At 47.4% G+C, this 426-nt stretch carries 1 protein-coding gene; it reads left to right on the top strand.

The features are described from left to right. Positions 1-159: 159 nt before the first annotated feature. A partial coding sequence (locus HII27_RS26870) for a recombinase family protein (RefSeq protein WP_185670192.1) occupies positions 160-426 on the top strand: 267 nt, incomplete at its 3' end.

The raw sequence follows: 426 nt of genomic DNA, 5'->3' as shown, positions 1-426 counted from the left end.
AAGTAGCTCATATCTGGGATTTGACCAGCTCCGGTACCAACATCTTTTGATGCTGCCGTTCCGAATGTTGGCAAACTTCCTAAACCAACCTTTTTTATAACCATCAAAAATCTGGTGATGCTTCGCCGTTTCTCCTGTTTTCATAACAGGAGAAATCCCATGATTTACGGTTATGCCCGAGTATCAACAAACCACCAGGACACTGAATTGCAACTAACGGCGCTCAAGTCAGCGGGTTGTGAGAAAATTTTTGAAGAGCATGCCAGCGGGAGGAAATCGAATCGGCCGGTTCTAAAACGGCTGATCGCCACTATGCAGCCGGGGGATGAACTGGTGGTCTGGAAGCTGGACAGGATTGGGCGTAACGTTTTACATGCGCTGCTGATGTTTCAGCAACTACAGGAGAAGGGCATTAACTTCCGAAGT

This window comes from Kluyvera sichuanensis (assembly GCF_014218705.1).
Lineage (GTDB): Bacteria > Pseudomonadota > Gammaproteobacteria > Enterobacterales > Enterobacteriaceae > Kluyvera > Kluyvera sichuanensis.
The sequence above is the reverse complement of the archived record's forward strand: the minus strand, read 5'-3'. Positions and strand labels throughout refer to the sequence as shown.